This is a genomic window from Mesorhizobium sp. LCM 4576, from assembly GCF_001854815.1.
Lineage (GTDB): Bacteria > Pseudomonadota > Alphaproteobacteria > Rhizobiales > Rhizobiaceae > Mesorhizobium > Mesorhizobium plurifarium.
In genome coordinates this window covers 1-18,605 of sequence record NZ_MDDT01000040.1, presented here as the reverse complement: position 1 = coordinate 18,605, position 18,605 = coordinate 1, and the positions used below count along the sequence as shown (strand labels likewise).

Annotated in this window: 18 protein-coding genes; 8 read left to right on the top strand and 10 right to left on the bottom strand. The window is 64.5% G+C overall.

What is annotated here, in order from left to right:
- The first annotated feature begins 71 nt into the window (after window positions 1–71).
- Entirely contained in the window at window positions 72–860 is a 789-nt protein-coding gene (locus LCM4576_RS21940) for a type I restriction enzyme HsdR N-terminal domain-containing protein (protein ID WP_040989545.1), read from the top strand.
- A gap of 47 nt (window positions 861–907) precedes the next feature.
- On the opposite strand, the gene carB is transcribed toward LCM4576_RS21940, so the two are convergent.
- The 4 genes from carB to LCM4576_RS21920 all read right to left on the bottom strand — a co-directional run bounded on the left by carB (window position 908) and on the right by LCM4576_RS21920 (window position 6,572).
- The gene (carB, locus tag LCM4576_RS21935; RefSeq protein ID WP_071034636.1) at window positions 908–4,411 is read right to left on the bottom strand and encodes a carbamoyl-phosphate synthase large subunit; all 3,504 of its coding nucleotides are present in this window, start codon (window positions 4,409–4,411) and stop codon (window positions 908–910) included.
- A gap of 186 nt (window positions 4,412–4,597) precedes the next feature.
- Window positions 4,598–5,401 (bottom strand): SH3 domain-containing protein, encoded by an 804-nt coding sequence (locus LCM4576_RS21930; protein WP_071034635.1) that lies wholly within the window; start codon window positions 5,399–5,401, stop codon window positions 4,598–4,600.
- A gap of 52 nt (window positions 5,402–5,453) precedes the next feature.
- Entirely contained in the window at window positions 5,454–6,212 is a 759-nt protein-coding gene (locus LCM4576_RS21925; RefSeq protein WP_071034634.1) for a metallophosphoesterase, read from the bottom strand.
- A 3-nt stretch (window positions 6,213–6,215) separates the two neighbouring features.
- Window positions 6,216–6,572 carry a helix-turn-helix transcriptional regulator gene (locus LCM4576_RS21920; protein ID WP_071034633.1) on the bottom strand — a complete coding sequence of 119 codons (357 nt, stop codon included), beginning with the start codon at window positions 6,570–6,572 and terminating at the stop codon, window positions 6,216–6,218.
- A gap of 194 nt (window positions 6,573–6,766) precedes the next feature.
- Here LCM4576_RS21920 and LCM4576_RS21915 point away from each other — a divergent pair, with 194 nt between their 5' ends.
- Entirely contained in the window at window positions 6,767–7,945 is a 1,179-nt protein-coding gene (locus LCM4576_RS21915; protein ID WP_071034632.1) for an MFS transporter, read from the top strand.
- A gap of 34 nt (window positions 7,946–7,979) precedes the next feature.
- Here LCM4576_RS21915 and LCM4576_RS21910 read toward each other — a convergent pair whose 3' ends face one another.
- Entirely contained in the window at window positions 7,980–8,444 is a 465-nt protein-coding gene (locus tag LCM4576_RS21910) for a MarR family winged helix-turn-helix transcriptional regulator (protein ID WP_040989531.1), read from the bottom strand.
- A 233-nt stretch (window positions 8,445–8,677) separates the two neighbouring features.
- On the opposite strand from LCM4576_RS21910, the gene LCM4576_RS21905 reads away from it, so the two are divergent.
- Complete coding sequence (locus LCM4576_RS21905) at window positions 8,678–9,472, top strand: SDR family oxidoreductase (protein WP_071034631.1); 795 nt, start codon at window positions 8,678–8,680, stop codon at window positions 9,470–9,472.
- 177 nt (window positions 9,473–9,649) lie between these two features.
- Here the strand turns inward: LCM4576_RS21905 and LCM4576_RS21900 are convergent, their stop codons facing one another.
- Entirely contained in the window at window positions 9,650–10,249 is a 600-nt protein-coding gene (locus LCM4576_RS21900; RefSeq protein ID WP_071034630.1) for a LysE family translocator, read from the bottom strand.
- Window positions 10,250–10,349: 100 nt separating this feature from the next.
- On the opposite strand from LCM4576_RS21900, the gene LCM4576_RS21895 reads away from it, so the two are divergent.
- A complete protein-coding gene (locus LCM4576_RS21895; RefSeq protein WP_071034629.1) occupies window positions 10,350–11,216 on the top strand; it encodes a LysR substrate-binding domain-containing protein in 867 nt (288 codons plus the stop codon).
- A gap of 13 nt (window positions 11,217–11,229) precedes the next feature.
- Here LCM4576_RS21895 and LCM4576_RS21890 read toward each other — a convergent pair whose 3' ends face one another.
- The 4 genes from LCM4576_RS21890 to LCM4576_RS21875 form a co-directional block, all read right to left on the bottom strand.
- Window positions 11,230–11,880 carry a glutathione S-transferase family protein gene (locus tag LCM4576_RS21890; RefSeq protein WP_071034628.1) on the bottom strand — a complete coding sequence of 217 codons (651 nt, stop codon included), beginning with the start codon at window positions 11,878–11,880 and terminating at the stop codon, window positions 11,230–11,232.
- An 87-nt stretch (window positions 11,881–11,967) separates the two neighbouring features.
- Window positions 11,968–12,618 (bottom strand): dihydrofolate reductase family protein, encoded by a 651-nt coding sequence (locus LCM4576_RS21885; protein WP_071034627.1) that lies wholly within the window; start codon window positions 12,616–12,618, stop codon window positions 11,968–11,970.
- Between the two features lie 96 nt (window positions 12,619–12,714).
- Entirely contained in the window at window positions 12,715–13,557 is an 843-nt protein-coding gene (locus LCM4576_RS21880; protein WP_071034626.1) for a protein-L-isoaspartate O-methyltransferase, read from the bottom strand.
- Between the two features lie 37 nt (window positions 13,558–13,594).
- Entirely contained in the window at window positions 13,595–14,953 is a 1,359-nt protein-coding gene (locus tag LCM4576_RS21875; protein ID WP_071034625.1) for an Nramp family divalent metal transporter, read from the bottom strand.
- A 289-nt stretch (window positions 14,954–15,242) separates the two neighbouring features.
- Between LCM4576_RS21875 and mntR the strand changes: the two genes are divergently transcribed.
- The 4 genes from mntR (at window position 15,243) to LCM4576_RS21855 (ending at window position 18,512) form a co-directional block, all read left to right on the top strand.
- The gene (gene mntR, locus LCM4576_RS21870) at window positions 15,243–15,701 is read left to right on the top strand and encodes a manganese-binding transcriptional regulator MntR (protein ID WP_071034624.1); all 459 of its coding nucleotides are present in this window, start codon (window positions 15,243–15,245) and stop codon (window positions 15,699–15,701) included.
- A 95-nt stretch (window positions 15,702–15,796) separates the two neighbouring features.
- On the top strand, window positions 15,797–15,985 hold the full coding sequence (locus LCM4576_RS21865) for a hypothetical protein (protein WP_041002355.1): 189 nt from the start codon (window positions 15,797–15,799) through the stop codon (window positions 15,983–15,985).
- A gap of 175 nt (window positions 15,986–16,160) precedes the next feature.
- Window positions 16,161–17,084, top strand: coding sequence for a neutral zinc metallopeptidase (locus tag LCM4576_RS21860; RefSeq protein WP_071034623.1), 924 nt, complete (start codon window positions 16,161–16,163; stop codon window positions 17,082–17,084).
- 159 nt (window positions 17,085–17,243) lie between these two features.
- Window positions 17,244–18,512: a TCR/Tet family MFS transporter gene (locus LCM4576_RS21855; RefSeq protein WP_071034622.1), complete on the top strand. Its 1,269-nt coding sequence runs from the start codon at window positions 17,244–17,246 to the stop codon at window positions 18,510–18,512.
- Window positions 18,513–18,605: the final 93 nt, after the last annotated feature.

Below are 18,605 nucleotides of genomic sequence, written 5' to 3'. Positions count from 1 at the left end.
CCGGCGTAATTTCTGCTTGTCTTTAAAGTAAAGTCGTCCTCAAATCCCGGTGGGGATAGGGAGGGCGAGTCATGAATAAGCTACCTAAGAAGTTCGTCGACCGGATTGCGTCGAATATCAAGAAATATCAGCGTATTGCCGTAACACAGCAGAAATCGGATGTGGCCGAGGCCGACACCGTTACGCTGGTGAAAGACATCCTTGCCGAGGTGTTCGGTTACGAGAAATACGAGGAGCTCACCTCCGAGCATCAGATCAAAGCCACCTACGTCGATCTTGCGATTAAGATAGGCGGCAAACTTCGATTGCTTGTCGAGGTGAAATCAGCCGGTGCGGAACTCGCGGATAATCATTTGCGTCAGGTCATCGACTATGGCGCTCATCAGGGTATCCATTGGGTAATCCTGACGAATGCCGTCGAGTGGCGACTGGTCCGGATCTATGTGGCGAACCAAATCAGCCATGAAGAAGTCTGCCGTATCGTTTTAGCCGACGTGAATCCAAAAAATGAAGACCATCTTCAGTGCCTGTTCCTATTCGCCAAGGAAGGRCTGACAATCGACGCGATGGATGCTTTTCACCAGCAGGCCCAGCTTTTCAACAAATTCACGGTCTCTGCGATCATGCGCTCAGAACCAGTAATCTCACTCCTACGGCGAGAAATTCGAAGGCTCTTTCCCGATATTAGAGTCGGCAACGAAAACCTCTCACAGCTTATCGAGAATGAGGTAATTAAGCGCGACACAATTGAGGGTGATAAGGCAAAGGAGGCGGCTTCCAGAATAAAGAAAGCCGCAAGTAAGTTGGAGCGAGCCAAAAATAAGATCGAAAAGACGACTACTCCAGAGGCTGTGAGCTAACGAGCAAAGGTACGCCGTAGCGAGATTTGGGTCGCGTCGCTACGACCTTACCCAAAATACTCCTGCAGCGGCCGCACCTCCAGGTTCCCCGCCCGCAGCGCCGCAATCGCCTCCGCCACCGCCGCCGCCCCTGACAGCGTCGTGTAATACGGCACCTTCTGCATCAGCGTTGCCCTGCGCAGGGACTTCGAGTCGGACACCGCCTTCTGGCCGTCGGTGGTGTTGAAGACGATCTGGACCTGGCGGTTGCGGATGGCGTCCTCGATGTGGGGGCGGCCTTCCAGCACCTTGTTGATCTTCTCGGCCGTCACGCCGTTCTCGGCGAGGAAGCGGGCGGTGCCGGAGGTGGCCAGCACTTTAAAACCTTGGCCGGCGAGGCGTTTCACCGCCGGCAGGATGCCCTTCTTGTCCTCGTCGCGCACCGAGACGAACAGGGTGCCGGAGCGGGGCAGGTCGACATTGGCGCCCAGCTGGCTCTTGGCGAAGGCCAGCGCGAAATCGCGATCGAGGCCCATGACCTCGCCGGTCGAGCGCATTTCCGGGCCGAGCAGGATGTCGACGCCGGGGAAGCGGGCGAAGGGGAAGACGGCTTCCTTGACCGCGATATGGCCGGGGTTGCGCGCGTCGGGCATGGCGCCGTAATGGGCGAAGGCGTTTTCCAGCGTCTCGCCGGCCATGATGCGGGCGGCGATCTTGGCGATCGGACGCCCGATGGTCTTGGCGACGAAGGGCACGGTGCGCGACGCACGCGGGTTCACTTCCAGCACATAGACCGTGCCGTCCTGGATGGCGTATTGCACGTTCATCAGGCCGCCGACATTGAGCGCGCGGGCAAGCGCCGCGGTTTGGCGCTCCAGCTCGTCGACGAGGTCGGGATGCAGCGAGTGCGTCGGCAGCGAGCAGGCGCTATCGCCCGAATGGATGCCGGCTTCCTCGATATGCTCCAGGATACCGGAGACGAAGGTCTCCTTGCCGTCGCAAAGGCAATCGACGTCGACCTCGATGGCGCCGGACAGATAGGTGTCGAACAGCAGCGGGTTCTTGCCGAGCAGCGTGTTGATCTGGCCGGTCTTGTCGTTGGGGTATTTCTGCTTGATGTCCTCCGGCACCAGGCCGGGCACGGTATCGAGCAGGTAGGTCTGCAGCATGCTTTCGTCATGGATGATCTGCATGGCGCGGCCGCCGAGCACATAGGACGGGCGCACGACCAGCGGGAAGCCGAGCTCGCCGGCGACGAGGYGGGCCTGCTCGACCGAATAGGCGATGCCGTTCTTCGGMTGGGTGAGGTTCAGCTTGTGCAATAGCTTCTGGAAGCGGTCGCGGTCCTCGGCGAGGTCGATCATGTCGGGCGAGGTGCCGAGGATCGGGATRCCGGCCTTCTCCAACGCATCCGCCAGCTTCAGCGGCGTCTGGCCGCCGAATTGGACGATGACGCCGACGAGCTCGCCCGAGGCCTGCTCGGCGCGCAGGATCTCCAGCACGTCCTCCGCCGTCAGCGGGTCGAAATAGAGGCGGTCGGACGTGTCGTAGTCGGTCGAGACCGTCTCCGGGTTGCAGTTGACCATGATCGCCTCATAGCCGGCGTCGCGCAGGGCAAAGGCGGCATGGCAGCAGCAATAATCGAACTCGATGCCCTGGCCGATGCGGTTCGGGCCGCCGCCGAGGATGACGACCTTTTTCCGCGCCGACACGCGCGCCTCGTTGTCGAGCGTCCCGGCGAAGGGCACTTCATAGGTCGAGTACATGTAGGCGGTCGGCGAGGCGAACTCGGCGGCGCAGGTGTCGATGCGCTTGTAGACCGGATGAACGTCGAGCTTTTCGCGGGCCTTCCGGACGACTTCCGCGTCGGTCTTGGTCAGCGAGGCAAGGCGGGCGTCGGAAAAACCCATCGCCTTCARCATGCGCAGATTGACGGCATCCTGCGGCAAGCCGTGCTCAYGGATGCGCTCCTCCATGGCGATGATGCCGGCGATCTGCTCGAGGAACCACGGGTCGATCTTGCACATGGCGTGCACGTCTTCGAGCGACGTGCCCATGCGGATCGCCTGCGCCACCATGCGCAACCGGTCGGGCGTCGGCGTGCCGAGCGCGGCGCGGATCGCGTTGCGGTCGTCGACGTGATCGGCGGCGGTTGGCCCGTGGCCGAAGCCCGGGATGTCGATCTCGTCGAGGCCGGTCAGGCCGGTTTCCAGTCCACGCAAAGCTTTCTGCAGCGATTCCTGGAAGGTGCGGCCGATGGCCATCACTTCGCCCACCGACTTCATGGCGGTGGTCARCACCGGCTCGGCGCCGGGGAACTTCTCGAAGGCAAAGCGCGGGATCTTGGTGACGACGTAGTCGATGGTCGGCTCGAAGGAGGCGGGCGTGGCGCCGCCGGTGATGTCGTTCTCCAGCTCGTCCAGCGTGTAGCCGACGGCGAGCTTGGCCGCGACCTTGGCGATCGGGAAGCCGGTGGCCTTGGAGGCCAGCGCAGAGGAGCGCGRGACGCGCGGGTTCATCTCGATGACGACCAGGCGGCCGTCGGCCGGGTTGACGGCGAACTGTACGTTGGAGCCGCCGGTCTCGACGCCGATCTCGCGCAGCACCGCGATCGAGGCGTTGCGCATCATCTGGTATTCCTTGTCGGTCAGCGTCAGCGCCGGCRCGACGGTGATCGAGTCGCCGGTGTGCAYGCCCATCGGATCGAGGTTCTCGATCGAGCAGATGATGATGCAGTTGTYCGCCTTGTCGCGGACGACCTCCATCTCGTACTCCTTCCAGCCGAGCACGCTTTCCTCGATCAGCACCTCGGTGGTGGGCGAGGCGTCGAGGCCGGACTGGACGATGTCGTAGAATTCGGCGCGGTTGTAGGCGATGCCGCCGCCGGTGCCGCCCATGGTGAAGGAGGGGCGGATGATCGCCGGAAGACCGACATGGTCGAGCGCCTGGGCGGCGATCGCCATGGCATGGCTGATATAGCGCTGCTTGCGGTCGCCTTCGCCGAGATTCCAGCGGGTTTCCAGTGCGTCGAGCGCGCCATCGAGGTTTTCCGGGTTCTCGGCTTTGAGCGCCGCGCGCTCAGCCTCATGCGTCTTGCGGTCGGCGTTCTTGACGTCGGTGGCGTTGGCCAGCATCGAGCGCGGCGTCTCCAGCCCGATCTTGCTCATCGCCTGGCGGAACAGCGCGCGGTCCTCGGCCTTGTCGATGGCATGCGCGTCGGCGCCGATCATCTCGACATTGTAGCGGTCGAGCACGCCCATGCGGCGCAGCGAGAGCGCCGTGTTGAGCGCCGTCTGGCCGCCCATGGTCGGCAGCAGCGCGTCCGGCCGCTCCTTGGCGATGATTTTGGCCACCACTTCCGGCGTGATCGGCTCGATATAGGTGGCGTCGGCCAGCTCCGGATCGGTCATGATGGTGGCCGGGTTGGAGTTGACCAGGATGACGCGGAAGCCCTCTTCCTTCAGCGCCTTGCAGGCCTGGGTGCCCGAATAGTCGAACTCGCAAGCCTGGCCAATGACGATGGGGCCGGCCCCGATGATCAGGATCGACTTGATGTCGGTGCGTCTTGGCATATTCGAAAAATCCGTTCGGCGAGCGGCTTGCACGAAAAACCGGGACGGGGGGAGGACCCGGCCGGTTGTGCTTGCGATTCAGGTATCAGGCTAGGAGGGCCTTATAGGGAAGAGTTTTGGCGGATGTAACCCCGAAAATGARGGGCAGTAAGCTGCGGGTCGGTGTTCCCCGACGGCCTAATCCCTCTATTCGCCCAGCGCTAGTTCGTCCGTGATCTCGAAACGCTCGGAAACGCCGACGCGGATCATGTTCAGCGTGCCTTCACGCGTGAACCGCAATTCGTCGGGCGAATCCGAGCTGGCTGGCTGGCCGCTATGGAAGATGATGACGCGCRCTCCGCCATCGGGCCAGGTCACGGTCACCGTGCTGTCGCCGTCCTTGCGGGTAACGCTGACGTCGCAGCGGGTCATCGGCTGGCCGATGCGGCGCGCGCAGGGGATACCGCCGGCGGCGTCGGGGGCAGGAGCGTCGGATTGGGCGTTTGCCGCGGCTGCGAAAGCGAGACCATAGGCATCCAGCATGGCGGTCTTGCCGATTTCGGCCGCGGAAGGCGGCTCGGCCGGCTCGCCGCCGCCCAGGCGCGCCGCTATATCCGGCTGTGGCTCCTCAGGAGGCGATTGAGACGCGACTGTGGCGGTCGCCGGCGCGGCGCCGTCTTCAGGAGGCGGCGCCGGGTTGTTGGGACTGAGATAGCGGGCCGGCGCCCAGCCGGTGATGTGGGCGTCCTGCGTGTCCTCGACCTTGCACCATGGATAATTGTTGACGGCCTTGCAGCCGTAATTCTTCACGGCCGCGCCGTTGGGCAGGCGCGCTTCGATCTTTCCGCCCGGTGAAGCGGTCGCGCGGATGTTGAGCAAATCGTCCGGCGCGAGGCCACCGATGATCGAGATGATTGTTCCGGGCGCATCCTGAGCCAAGGCCGGGAGGGCGGCCAGACACAAGGGAGCGGCGATCAGCAGCGTCGATCGGAGCGTGACTTTGCGCTTCATCCCTCGGCCATAACCAATGCACTTCAATCGTGATGCTCGATATGAGCTTCGCTCAATCCTTTATAAAACCAGTCCGCAGCGCTTGCGCCCATTCCGGTCTTCCCGCTTGTTCGGCCTGCTTTGCGGCGGCTTCATGGTCGTAGTCGACGGCGATGCTCTCGAAGCGGCTGGGACGGCCGTCCGTGCCAAGTTCGACGATGCCATAGCGGGCGTGCGGCGAGCCTTGCTCCGAGACATGCGCCGGCGGCGTGTCGTCGTCATAGGCCGGACAGCCGACGCTGCCCGGGTTGAAGATGACCGGACCGCCGGGGACGCGGATGAGCTCATTGCGGTGGCTGTGGCCGCACAGCACCAGGCGGCAGGCCGGATCGAGCGGCTTCAGCCGGCGCCTGATCGCGGCAAGCGGCGCGCGCACCAGCCGGCCGTCGACAATGGCGTCGGCAAGATATTTCTCGTCATGGTCCGGCCGGGCATGGAAGGCGACGAAGCCGGGCGCGATCTCCAATGTCAGCGGCAAGGCGAGCAAGGCCTCGCGCTGCGAGGCGGTCAGCCGCTCCTGGGCGTAGCGATCGGACGGCCACATGGTCTCGTCGGCCGTGTCCTGGGCGACGCGGCGGTCATGGTTGCCGCGCACCGTCGGCAGGTTGAGCGCCTGCAGCCGTTCCATCGTCTCGCGCGGCCAGAGCGGTCCGGAGACGCAGTCGCCGAGATCGACGGTGATGTCGGCGCCGCCGCGCGACCGGAGATCGTCAAGCACCGCATCCAGCGCCAGCACATTGCCATGGATGTCGGCGATAACCGCGATGCGCATGGATCAGGCCGAAACCTCGACTTCGGCGGTGCCGACCGCCGGCAGATCCTTGTCGCCGTCGGCCGCGGCAATCACGCTGTCGAGCAGGCCGGGAAAACGCTTGTCGAGGTCGTCGCGGCGCAGCGTGATCAGCCGGCTGGTGCCGACCGCTTCGCTGCGGGTGACGCCCGCCTCGCGCAGCTTGGCGAGGTGGTAGCTGAGATTGGTCTTGGAGGYGAGGTCGAGGAACTTGCTGCAGTTCAGCGGCACGCCTTCCTTGCTCGCCAGATAGCGCACGATGGCAAGCCGGGTCGGGTCGCCGAGCACGGCAAGCACGATCGGCAGGCTGATCTGGTCGGCGGTTGGATGGGGCAGGCTCATGACCCAGAATTAAGCACAAACGGCACGAACTTCAACGCGRCTTCCTTTTCCGCCGACAGACATGACCTTTTCTTTTCGACCCCGTCCTGACACAGGGCTGTCAGTAGGGTTCAGCTATTTTGTCMCGGCTCGGTTGACATCATGCCCTGCCATGTCCAATTGTTCAATAACTTTTGAACTAAGGACAGTTCCCCATGGACAAGCGGATCTTCTGGCTGGCGCTCGGGTCGTTCGCGATCTCGACCGAAGGCTTCGTCATCTCGAGCCTTCTCCCCGACATCGCGACCGATGCCGGCATTTCCGTGCCGCTCGCCGGCTCGCTGATCACCGCCTTCGCGCTCGCCTATGCGATCGGCGCGCCGGTGCTGGCGACGCTGACCGGCGATTGGGACCGGCGGCGCGTCATCCTGTGGACGCTGGTCTTCTTCGTCATCGGCAACCTGGTGGCGGCGGTGAGCTCGTCCTTCGAGCTGTTGTTGATCGCGCGCATCGTCATGGCGCTGTCGTCCGGCCTGTTCGCGGCGACCGCGCAGGGCACGGCCGTGGCGCTGGTCGACGACCATCACCGGGCGCGCGCCATCGCCGTCGTCGTCGGCGGCACCACGGTGGCGGTGGCGGTCGGCGCGCCGCTCGGCGCGCTGGTCGCGGCGATCGCCGGCTGGCGCGGCACCTTCTTCGCCATCGCCGGGCTCGGCGCGCTGTCCGGCGCGATCCTGTGGTGGCGGCTGCCGCGCGGCATCATCGGCACCAGGCTGCCGCTGAAGCGCAGGCTGGCGGCGGCGGTGCGCCCCGGCGTGATGCCGATCCTGCTGACGACGGCGCTCGCGCTTGTCGGCGCCTYCACGGTGTTCAGCTTCATCGCGCCTTTGGCCATCGAAGGCGGCGGGCTCTCGCCGATCGCGCTGCCGGGCATGCTGCTCGCCTTCGGCGTCGGCGCCGTCATCGGCAACATCGCCGGTGGGCAGGCCGCGGACCGCTTCGGYGCCACACGCACCGTCGCCTGGTCGTTGACGCTGTCGGCCGCGATGCTCGTCACCTTCTCGCTGATCCCGACCTTCCTGCCGCATCATCTGGCCGGACCGGCGTTGATGGCCATGATGGTGCCGTGGGGCATCGTCGGCTGGGCTTTCCCGCCGGCGCAGGCGAGCCGCATCATCAAGCTTGCGCCTGATGCCGCGCCCATCGTCCTGTCGCTCAACGCCTCGGCGCTCTATCTCGGCGTCRCGCTGGGCGCGGTGGTCGGCGCCGCGGTGCTGCGCTTCGGCGTCCCGGCCGATCTCGGCTTGGTTGCGGCGGTATTCCCGATCGTCGGCCTGGGCGTCGTGCTGGCCGGTCGGATGTTGGTTAGCCCTGCCGCAATGCCAGCCGAGTAAGCCGGTACACAGACCCTGATTGGCGGCCGCTTCTTCAGACGGAAGGAGCGGCCGCCGGCATTTCCAGGTCGAGGTCAGCCACGGCGTCCAGCGCGGCGCGCAGCTTCGCTGCCTGCTCGGCGCCGACCTTGTCCTCGAATTGCCGCTGGGCGACGCTCCAAAGCTTGAGCGCCTCGTCGAGCTTGGCCTGACCTTGCGGCGTCAGCCGCACGCGCTTGACACGGCGGTCGTCCTTGTCGGGAAAGGTCTCGACATAGCCGTCGCGGATCAGCGGCTTCAGCGTATGGCCAAGCGCCGAGAGGTCCATGATCAGCGCCTCGGCGATGGTGCCCATTGCCGGCTCATCGCTGACATGGATCTGAAAAAGCAGCCCGAACTGCGTGCCCTTCAGGCCGGACGGCGCAAGCGCGTCGTCGTAGAAGCGGCCGAGGCTGCGCGCGGCACGGCGCAACGTGGCGTTGTTGCAGCGGCTGAATCCCGGTTTCTGGGCTTCGTTCATGGTCACTCCTCGCCGGCGCGTCGGCGCTCGAATGGTGGGCGTCGGGGGCGGCATCGCGAAGGGCGGTGCCCCCCGGCCTGCCGCAGAAATAGTTTTCGCCGCCGCCGTTGACAAGATAGTGGCATATACCTACTTCGCAGAAAGTGGCATATGCCACTAATTGAAATCAGCGGCTCTGCTGGTGATGCGATCATCGGCGCCGAGCCAAGCGAAGCGAACAAAGGAACAAGACAATGAGCACGAAGGACAACAAGGGCACAGCCGTTATCACCGGCGCATCGTCGGGCATCGGCGCGGTCTATGCGGACCGGCTGGCGGGGCAGGGCTATGATCTGGTGCTGGTGGCGCGGCGCGCCGACCGGCTGCAGGAGGTGGCGGWCAGGCTCGCCTATGCCTATGGCCGCAAGGTCCAGACGATCGTCGCCGACCTTGCGGCCGATGCCGATCTGCGCCGTGTCGAGCAGGCGGTCGCGACGGACGACAGCGTGACGCTGCTGGTGAACAATGCCGGCGTGGGCGGCCTGGAGACGATTGCCGACGCCGATGCCGACGCGGCCGAGCGCATGATCAAGGTCAATGTCGTGGCGCTGACCAGGCTGACCCGCGCGGTGCTGCCGGGCCYCATCAAGCGCAATCGCGGCGCGATCATCAACATCGCCTCGGTCGTCGCCTATGGCATTGCCGTCGGCGGCATCTACAGCGGCACCAAGGCCTATGTCGCCAACTTCACCGAAGCGTTGCAGAAGGAAGTCGCCGGCACCGATGTGAAGGTCCAGTCCGTCGTGCCCGGACCGGTCCGCACCGAGTTGTGGGACGTCTCCGGAATCAGCCTCGACAGGCTCAATCCGGACTGGATCATGAGCGCAGAGGATCTGGTCGACGCCGCGCTTGCCGGTTTCGCCCAGGGCGAGACCGTAACCGCGCCCGGCCTTGCCGACGCTTCCGAGCTGAACACCTATCTCGGCGCCCGGGATCATTTCTACGGCAGCCTGTTCTCGAGCAAGCCGGCGGCGCGCTACGCCGTCTGAGGGCTGGGTTCCTCGCCCCCGCAAAGCGGGGGAGAGGTGGCCGCGAAGCGGCCGGAGAGGGGGCTTCGCAGGGCGAGTCCCTTCGCAGGGTTACTTGTTAGGGCGGCGCCATTCCCCTCTCCGTCTCGGCTTCGCCGAGCCACCTCTCCCCACTTTCGTGGGGCGAGGAACCGGGTGCTATACCGGCCGCCACATCTGCAGGATCGAGGCGGCCAGCAGCAGGCCGAGCACGATGTTGAGCGCGCGCCACTGGCGCTCCGTCTTGAGCAGGCGGGCAAGCAGGGTTCCGGCCACGCACCACAGCGACAGTGAGAAGGCGGCCGCCAGGCCGAACACGGCGCCGAGCAGCAGCGCGAGTTGCAACGGACCGTCCGCCAGCGCCGCGAAGGATGCGGCGGCTCCGAGCCCCATCGCCCAGCCTTTCGGGTTCATCCACTGGATACCGGCGCCGCCGAAAAAACTGTTCGGCTTGGCCATGCTGATATCGAGATTGGGCGGACCACTGCGGCCGATCTTGATCGCCAACCAGATGAGATAGAGCGAGCCGGCGATCTTCATGGCGAGCTGYAGGGATGGAATGGCGGCTAAAAGTCCAGCCAGGCCGGCCGCGCCCGCGGCTGCCACGGTCGCCAGTCCGGCGGCACTGCCGGCCATCAGCGGCACGGAACGGCGAAAGCCGRATTGCGCGCCGGACGCGGTCGACAATGTTGTGGCGATGCCGGGCGTCGAGGTCGAGATCAGCGCGAACAGAACCAGCGGGATGATGGTTTCGGACATGCGGGCTTCCCAGTGGAGAAAGCCGGCATGCTTAGGCGCTTCGAGGCATCAGTAAATGCAATGTTTGATATGGTTTGCATTAGCAATTATAATGCCGTGGATGATCCGCGATCTCGACATGACCCTGATCCGCACCTTCGTCACGACGGCCGACAAGGCCAGCATGACGGCGGCGGCCAACGCKCTCCATTTGACGCAAGGCGCTGTCAGCCAGCAGGTTAAGCGGCTGGAAGAGGTGTTGGGACAAAGCCTGTTCGAGCGCGACCRCCGCGGTCTGAGGCTGACGCGTTCCGGCGAGCGGCTGCTCGACAAGGCTAGGCGCCTGTTGCGGCTCAATGACGAAATCCTTGCCGAGATCAGGGGCGGGGCGGTTGCCGGGCGGGTGCGGGTCGGCGTGCCTTACGATCTCGTCGGCACGCTGCTCGCGCCTGTGCTTAAAGCTTACGCCGAAGCCTATCCGCAGGTGGAGATATCGCTGGTCTGCGCGTCCTCGCCGGAGCTCGCGGCGGCGCTGGCGGCAGGCACCATCGACCTTGCCGTCATCGAGGAGCGCGTCGGCCCCAGCCCTGGCGAATGCCTGCTTATCGACCGGCTGGTATGGGTCGGCGCCAGAGGCGGGGCGGCACGCCTGAAGCGCCCGCTGCCGGTTTCCATCGTCGCCGACACTTGCGCCTTCCGGCCGGCGGTGCTGTCGGCACTCGCCGAGCACGGGCTCGATTGGCGCACCGTGTTCGAGAATGGCAACATCGATGCCACGACCGCGACGGTGCGGTCGGATCTTGCCGTGACCACCTGGCTTGCCTCGACGGTTCCGGCCGATCTCGACATCCTGTCCGATGCAGGCCTTCCGGCGCTGCCGAATTTCTCCGTCAACCTGCATCTGCCGAAACATGCCACCCAGCCGGCCGCGCAGGCGTTTGCCGGCCATATCCGCGAAGGCCTTTCCCGCTATCGCCAGGCGGCGTGAACGGAAGATTGGGTCAACTGTTCGATGCCGCCATCGCGACCGCCAATTGCGCCTCGAAAGCGCGTTTGAAGGCCGGCCGCGCCTCGCCGCGGGAGACATAGGCGGCAAGGTTCGGGAACTCGTTCAGGAGGCCCGATCTCTGCAGCCGGCGCAGCACGCCCACCATGACGAGGTCGCCCGCGCTGAAGGCGCCATCGAGCCAGTCGCAATCGCCGAGATGGCGGGAGAGCTCGGCCAGCCGCTTGCGGATCCGGTCATCGACCAGGGGCAGGCGCTCATCGTGCCACGGCGCATCGCGCTCCAGGATCACGRCTGTCGCGCGATCGAGGATCGGCGGCTCAACCGTGCTGTACGCAGCGAACATCCAGGTGATCGCGCGTGCCCGGGCGTTCGCGTCGTCGGGCAACAGGCCTGTATGGCGCTGCGCGATGTGAAGGACGATCGACCCCGACTCGAACAGAGCGAGACCGCCTTCTTCATAGGTCGGGATACTGCCGAAGGGACTGAGCGCAAGATGCGCGGGTTGCTTCATCCCGCCGAACGAAACGAGACGGACGTCGTAAGACTGTCCGACTTCCTCGAGCGCCCAGCGCACGTGCATGTCGCGCGCCAGCCCCCTGCCGCCATCGGGCGAGCGTTCAAAGGCGGTAATGGTGGGGATCATCGGCGGCTCCTGACCGGTCCGTCGCGTTGCGAAGAGGCTTCAAAATCGGAAGCGCGGCAGGCCCGGCCCGCCGCGGACAGCCTTGTGCTACTTYCAGGTCCTGCGCCGTTCGAGCTCGGCTTGCGAAGGCTCCTGCTGGGCGAACGAGCCCGTACGGATTTCGCCTGCACGCTCATAGGTCGCCATGATGACGCCGGTGGTGGAAGCCTGCGATTTGACGAGCTTGAAGGCCGCCGGCATCGCGTTGTCGCCGAACAGCCGCTTGCCCTTGCCCAGCACCAGCGGGAAGATCATCAGCCGGATCTCGTCGATCAGCCCGTTGGCGAGCAAGGTCTGGATCAGATTACCCGATCCCTGGATGAGCAGGTCAGGTCCATCTTCCTGCTTGAGTTCCTTGAGCCTGGCGACGATATCGGGCCCAAGCGATCGGGTGTTCTGCCAGGTCAGCGAATCCGGGCGATGCGTTGCCACATATTTGACTGCGGGGTTGAAGACGTCCGCGATCGGGTCCTTCTGATACGGCCAGTACGCGGCGAAGATGTCGTAGGTCCTGCGGCCGAGCAGCAGGTCGAAGGGCTTGGAGAACAGTTCCTCCATCGCCGCGCCCGCCACCTCGTCGAAATAATGGAAGGTCCAGCCACCGAATTCGAAGCCGCCGACCGGATCCTCTTCCGGCCCGCCGGGCGCCTGCATGACGCCGTCGAGGCTGACGAAGGTGGCAGCGATGATCTTGCGCATAGTTTTTCTCCTTTTGGCTGGTCCGTGCCCGTCACGCCCGGATTTCGAGCTAAGGACGAACGGCAAGGCCGCGTTCCGACACGGCCCAGCGAATTTCTATCGCGTGTTGTCAGCGCGAATGGCGCGTGACGAGAACCAGACTTCGCCGAACACGGCGGTTGCGGTGCGGTCCGGCGCCTTTGTCGCCGTCAGCCATATCGAGCGGGTGCGCGCGGCGCGCTCGCGGGTCGGTATTTTCGCGTCCGGCCCGGCAGCGGAGGCACCGACGCAAGGGATGAACCAGGAGCCCATGAAGGGCCGGCAGGCAAAGCCGCTTTCCAAGTGGGTTATGAGGACCGCGAGGCCGACGGCTTCGGAGGGACGCCACGGAAAGATCATGCGGCCRCCGGGTTTCAGCGCTTTCAGCCATGCGGCGGGCGGGGCGACGACGCCGGCATTGACATAGACGATGTCGGAGGACGGCAGCGGATTGGCGACGGCATCGGCTTGGATCACCTCGATGTTGCTGTATCGGGCAAGGTTCRCCTTGGCGCGCGCTGCAAGGTCGACCTCGATCTCGAAGGCGGTGACGTTGCCGCCCGGCTCGACCAGTCTCGCAAGYAGCGCCGTGTAATAGCCGGTGCCGGCGCCGATATGGGTGACGGCCTCGCCTGGTTTCGGCTCGACCTTGCCGAGCCACATCGCGTGCAGCAGCGGCTCACCATTGTTGATGCCCTTGTCGGCGTCGAGCACGACGAGCACGTTCTGGTAGATGTAGCCGGGATCGGCGCTYGGCGTTTCGAACCGGCCTTCGCCGGCAAAGACAGTCCATGGTCCCGGACCCAGGAACGCCTCGCRCGGCACCGAGGCGAACACCTCCTCGATGCGCGGGTCGGCCGACCGGGCCTGCGCGGCCAACAGCTTGGCATAGAATCTGMGGGCTTCGTCCGGTTCGGCCATGGCGCCAAGAATAGCGCGTCCGGCTGGAATGTCGCGGTCAGCCGGCGATGGTGTCGTAGAGCAGCTTGAAGTTGAGAACGAGGATGATTGCGGCCACCACCCAAGCCAGGACCGCGACGGCACGTGGTATGGCGAAACTGCCCATCTTCTTCTTGTCCGACACGAACTGCACCAGCGGGATGACGGCGAAGGGCAGTTGCATCGACAGCACCACCTGGCTGAACACAAGCAGCTCGGCCGTGCCCTTCTCGCCATAGAGCGYGGTGACGGCCACCACCGGGACGATGGCGATGCCGCGCGTCAGGAGGCGGCGCGCCCATTGCGGGATGYGCAGCCGCAAAAAGCCTTCCATCACAATCTGGCCGGCGAGCGTCGCGGTGACGGTCGAGTTGAGGCCGGAGGCAAGCAGCGCGACGGCGAAGAGGATCGAGGCGATGCCCAGGCCCAGCAACGGCGACAGCAACTCGAAGGCCTGACCGATCTCGGCGACGTCATGATGGCCGGTGTTGCGGAAGGYGACCGCCGCGACGATCAGGATCGATGCGTTGACGAACAGCGCCAGGATCAGCGCGATGGTCGAATCCGTCGTCGCCCATTTGATGGCGTCGCGCTTGCCTGCATCGGTACGCTCATAGGCGCGGGTCTGCACGATCGAGGAATGCAGATAGAGGTTATGCGGCATGACCGTCGCGCCGATGATGCCGATGGCGATGTAGAGCATCGCCGGATTGGTGACGATCTGCGACGACGGCAYGAACATCGAGTGCAGGATCGTGCCCGCCGGCGGCGCGGCGACGAAGATCTGGATGGCAAAGCAGCCGAAGATGATGATCAGCAAGGCGACGACGAAGGCTTCGAGGTAGCGGAAGCCCTTGTTCATCAGGAGAAGCACCAGGAAGGCATCGAGCGCGGTCAGCATGGCGCCGCCGATCAGCGGAATGCCGAACAGAAGCTGCAGCGCGATCGCCGTGCCGATCACCTCGGCGAGGTCGCAGGCGATGATCGCCAGCTCGCAGGCGATCCAGAGCACCAGATTGACGGGGCGCGGATAGTAGGCGCGGCAGGCCTGGGCGAGGTCGCGACCGGTGGCGATGCCAAGACGCGCGGCCAGCGCCTGCAGCAGGATCGCCATCAGGTTGGACAGCATGATGATGAAAAGCAGCGTGTAGCCGAATTGCGCGCCGCCGGCGAGGTCGGTCGCCCAATTGCCGGGGTCCATATAGCCAACCGAGACCATGTAGCCCGGTCCCATGAAGGCGAACAGGCGGCGGAACCAGACGCCGGTGCGCGGCACGGCGATCGAGGCGTTCACCTCGCGCAGGCTGGGCTGCTCGTCGTCGGGCCTGTCGAATCGCCATGCGGGTCGGGCTACGGTTGCTGCATCGGCATCGGACATGGGACTTCCGCTGAATTATCGAAGTGTCTTTTACCTATGCCATGGCTCAACATTATGCAATAGGCTATATTTCAATGATCATGCTTTCGTGATCCGCGGGAGCAACTTCCGGGGCGGGCGGCGGCAAACGCCGGTTGCGCACACGCGGGAATGCAAATAAACGGCCGGGATCATCAGGGGTTTCATGCTATGGATGCGATCCTGATTCAGCCGAYGGGCATGATGTCGTCCGAAAACCGCTTCACACTTTTCGGCATCATGCTCCAGGACAGGCCAGGAGGAGCGCATATTGGCGCTTAGGAACAAACCGGTTCGACGCGAAGAGCCGCTTCCCGATGCCGAGATCCATTCGGAAGGATTCCGGCAGCAGCGCCAGGCGCGCCGCAGCGCGCTGGTCGAGGACTATGTCGAGCTCATCGCCGATCTGATCGAGGACGGCAACGAGGCGCGGYAGGTGGATATCGCCGCAAGGCTCGGCGTCGCGCAGCCGACAGTGGCCAAGATGCTGACCAGGCTGTGCGCCGACGGGCTGGTGTCGCGCAAACCCTATCGCGGCGTGTTCCTGACCGAAGCCGGCCGCAAGGTCGCCGAGGAAAGCCGCATCCGCCACCAGACGGTGGAGGCCTTCCTGCGCTCGCTGGGCGTCAGCGCCGAGACGGCGCGCATCGACGCCGAAGGCATCGAGCACCATGTCAGCGCCGAAACGCTTGACGCTTTCCGCCGGGCGATGACGCATCGCCAGGCGTAGGAATTCGATCCGCCCGAACGCCTTGAAACGGAACCGACGCATCTCCGCCGCATTACTTTCCACGTCGCGCGATTGTCGCGCGTAGGGAGGAAGCAATGGGCATCGAACAAGCACCGACCGCCAAGGGAAAGCAGGCGGCCAGGGGATTGCGGCAGGCGGCCGCCAGGGACGAGCGTAAGACCGAGGCCGAGACCGGTCATCCGCTGAAGAAGGGCGCGGCGCGTTTCGAGGAACGCTCGAAAAGTTCGGACGGCAAAAGTGCCGGCGCCAAGCAGAAAAGCTGAGATTTCCGRCCGGTTTATACGGGCTTGAAATTAACCGGCCAGATCGGAGTTTGCTCCAGCCCGCGCATTGTCGCGGGCGAAAAATTCTGTGACTTAGGCCAGCCGTTGCGATAATTGTCTGCAGGGGACGGTGGCGTGCCGATCCGCCAGGACATTCGCATTGCGAGGAGTTGCCATGCTTTGGAGAGGCCGTYGTCAGAGCGACAATATCGAGGACCAGCGCAGCGATGGCGGCGGGCTCGGCGGCGGTTTGGGCGGCGACGGCCAGTTCCGTATCCCGATCGGCGGCCGCACCGGCGGTGGCGGCAGCATCCTGTTGGTCATCCTGGTCGTGCTCGCGGGATGGTATTTCGGCTTCGATCCGTCGCAGATCCTGGGTGGCGGCGACGGCGGGTTGCTGCCGGGCGGCGGCGGCCAGATCACGGAAGACACCAGCTCGCAAAATGGCGGCGCGCCCGCCAATGACGAGATGAAGCAATTCGTTGCGACCGTGCTGGCGGAAACCGAGGACACCTGGACCGGCATTTTCAAATCTCAGGGGTTGACCTACGAGGATCCCAAGCTGGTGCTGTTCAGCGGCCAGGTTCGTTCGGCCTGCGGTTTCGCTTCGGCGGCGGCCGGGCCGTTCTACTGCCCAGGCGATCACAAGGTCTATCTCGACATGACCTTCTTCCAGCAGCTCGACCAGCAGTTCGGCGCTTCCGGCGAATTCGCGCGCGCCTATGTGGTGGCGCATGAGGTCGGCCACCACGTGCAGAACCTCACCGGCATCATGAGCAAATTCAACCAGCTGCGGCAGGGCATGAGCGAGGCCGACGCCAACCAGCTCTCCGTGCGCATCGAGCTTCAGGCCGATTGCTTCGCCGGCGTGTGGGCCCATTACACCGCGCAAAAAGGCATATTGGAGCAGGGCGACATCGAAAGCGCGCTGAACGCCGCCAAGCAGATCGGCGACGATACGCTGCAGAAGAGGATGCAGGGTTATGTCGTGCCGGAGAGCTTCAACCACGGCACATCGCAGCAGCGGCAGATATGGCTGGCGCGAGGCTACAAGAGCGGTAAGCTGTCCGATTGCAACACGATGAGCGGTCCGATCTGAGGCGGCGCCCGCCGCTTCTTTTCGCATGTGATCCGCGATCGGCGGCAGCTGGCAAGTGATGTCAGCATAAGACGTTTGGCTTCGTTCGCGGATTGTTCCTGCTGCGAACCTCGCCTATAAGGTGCGTCCCGCCTCGGGCGGCCTGAGGAGCTTATCGCCATGATCGACCCGAAAACCGCCAAGCGGGGCCTTGCGCTCGTTTTCACGACGCTGCTGCTCGACATCATCGGTTTCGGCATCATCATGCCGGTGCTGCCGGCCTATCTGGAGGAACTGAGCGGCGTCAGCGTCAGCGAGGCTGCGATCGAGGGCGGCTGGCTGTTCTTCGTCTACGCGGCGATGCAGTTCTTCTTCGCGCCGATCATCGGTGGCTTGAGCGACCGCTTCGGCCGCAGACCTGTCCTACTTGCCTCGGTGCTGACCTTCTCGATCGACAATCTGATCTGCGCCATCGCCTGGTCCTATCCGATGCTGTTCATCGGCCGCGTGCTCGCCGGCATTTCCGGCGCCAGCTATTCGACGACATCGGCCTTCATCGCAGACATCTCGAACGACGAGAACCGGGCGAAGAATTTCGGCCTGCTCGGCATCGCCTTCGGCGTCGGCTTCGTCATTGGCCCGGTGCTGRGCGGGCTGCTCGGCACGTTCGGGCCGCGCGTGCCGTTCTATTTCGCCGCARCACTTGCCTTCGTGAATTTCCTGATCGCGATGGTGTTCCTGCCGGAAACGCTCGACGAAAAGCACCGTCGGCCCTTCGAGTGGAAGCGCGCCAATCCGGTCGGCACGCTCATGCAGATGCGCAATTATCCGGGCATCGGCTGGATCGGGCTTGTGTTCTTCCTGATGACGCTCGGCCACATGATGTATCCGGCGGTCTGGGCGTTCGTCTCCAACTACCGCTATGGCTGGAACCAGCAACAGATCGGCTTCTCGCTCGGCGCCTTCGGCCTGTGCGGCGCGATCATCATGGCGACGGTGCTGCCGCGGATCATTCCAAAACTCGGCGAGTGGAGGACAGCGGCGATCGGGCTGACCTTCACCGCGCTCAGCGCGTTCGGCTACGCGTTTTCGACGCAAGGCTGGATGATCTATGCGGTGATCGTGGCCGGCTGCCTGGAAGCGCTGGCCGATCCGCCGCTCAGAAGCCTCGCCGCCGCCAAGGTGCCGCCTTCGGCGCAAGGCGAATTGCAGGGCGCGATGACCTCGATCTTCTCGATCACCTCGATCATCACGCCGCTGCTCTATACGGCGATCTTCTCCTGGTTCACGAGCCCCACGGCACCGGTCGTGTTCGGCGGTGCCCCTTATGTGCTCGGCGCGATCTTCCTGACGCTGGCGGTCATCGTCTTCGTGACGAAAGTGGCCAAGCCGACGCCGAAGGAAGTCGAGCGCATGCACACCCAGGAAGCGGTGACTGACGCCGCTTAGGCCGGTCGCTTGAACTAGAGCGGGATGAGATTAGCTCCGGTCATAGCCTGAGTTTGCAAAATAGTTTGAGCATTCGTGTGGAGTGACACGATT